The sequence below is a fragment of the Acidimicrobiia bacterium genome (genome assembly GCA_016650365.1).
Lineage (GTDB): Bacteria > Actinomycetota > Acidimicrobiia > Spongiisociales > JAENVV01 > JAENVV01.
On the sequence record JAENVV010000228.1, the window covers coordinates 1 to 1,387 of the forward strand.

The following is a 1,387-nucleotide window of genomic DNA, read 5'->3' on the forward strand; positions in this document are numbered from 1 at the left end:
GTCGGCATCGTGCGGCCGTATGAACTCATCGAGTATTCGGGTCGGCCGGGCTGACGAGCGCCGGGACGACGGTGGCTGCCGGACCGATCAGTTCGACGGCGGCGTGCCGTCCGATCGCGGTCGGCTCCCGATTGATTGCGATGACGGTACGGGCCCGGTCTATGAGACCGGCCGCCGGCCAAACCTCACCGCTTGTACCGATGACCACGGTTACATCAGCCTGTTCGATGGCAGATTCGGCCAGATGCCAGGCGAGTTCCGGCAACATCTCGCCAAACCACACCACGTCTGGTCGAACCATGGATCCACAGTCGGGGCAGGTGCGGAGGACAGGCGGATTCGAAAGGTCGACCGCGCACTGGTATCCGCAACCGTTATGACATCGATCGTGATCGAGAACGCCATGGAGGTGAACTACGTTGTTCGTTCCGGCCCGTTCCAGAAGGTTGTCGACGTTCTGAGTGATGTGCAGCTGCCAGTTGGCGGCGGCCAGTGCCAGGTGAGCGGCGTTCGGGTTGGTTTTTGCCAGAGTCCGGCGACGATGCGCGTACCACTCGGAAACCTCGTTCGGCTGGGCACGAAAGCCTGCGGCGCTTGCATAGACCGCCGGGTCGACCTTGCTCCAGACGCCATCCGGATCACGGAATGTCGCGATTCCGGATTCGGCCGACAGTCCGGCACCGGAAAACGACACCACCAGTGACGCTTCCGAAATGAGTCTCCGGGCGTGGTCCAGGTTATCCATGAGGCTCAGTGTGGTGGGTTCGGTCGGTGCTGCCGGTCACTGTTGCTCAAGAACTTCCAGGATGGTTTCGCCGTAGCTTTCCGCCTTGGTCGAGCCAATCCCCGGGCAGGTGAGAAGTTCCTCGATCGTCGTGGGTCGTCTGGCTGCGATGCCAATGAGGTGTTTGTCGGAAAGAACTATGTAGGCGGGAACGTTCTGGGCTCTGGCCGTTTCGGCCCTCCAGCTCTTGAGGGCTTCGACGATGACTGGGTTCGCTTCGTGGACCGAACGGGCGAGGGGTGCAGAAATTGATCCAACCCGTACTCGCTCCCGCCAGGGCACCGTCAACCGGGCTCCCGTCGATAGCTCGATGATGGCGCCGTCGTCGGCGAATTCGGTGACCGTGCCGTCGTAGCCTCCCCAGCGGAGGCGATCGCCCAGCCCCGGTGCGATCCCCCCTGTTGCCGGCGGTGTGGGTCGGCCAGGACGAGAGGCGACCGTCTTCTTTGCGCCGCGCGGGGCGGTGCCGGAGAGCTCGGCGATAAATGGCGAGGGTCGGCTCCGATCACCTACGACCGCCACCGATTCGATGCCCCGGGTTATGGCCACGTGGAATACGCGACGCTCCTCTTCCAGATCCTCGGCCAATTGATGCGGTAGAAC

General features: G+C 63.1%; 2 protein-coding genes. Both read right to left on the reverse strand.

Annotation, left to right across the window (positions count from 1 at the left end; all coding sequences use genetic code 11):
* Positions 1-25: 25 nt before the first annotated feature.
* Complete coding sequence (locus JJE47_13475) at positions 26-745, reverse strand: NAD-dependent deacylase (protein ID MBK5268434.1); 720 nt, start codon at positions 743-745, stop codon at positions 26-28.
* A 36-nt stretch (positions 746-781) separates the two neighbouring features.
* Positions 782-1,387: HRDC domain-containing protein (locus tag JJE47_13480; GenBank protein ID MBK5268435.1), on the reverse strand; the 606-nt coding region annotated here is incomplete at its 5' end.

Coding starts and splice junctions, on each gene's coding strand:
- JJE47_13475 (MBK5268434.1), bottom strand. CDS start 745: ATGGATAACCTGGACCACGCCCGGAGACTCATTTCGGAAGCGTCACTG.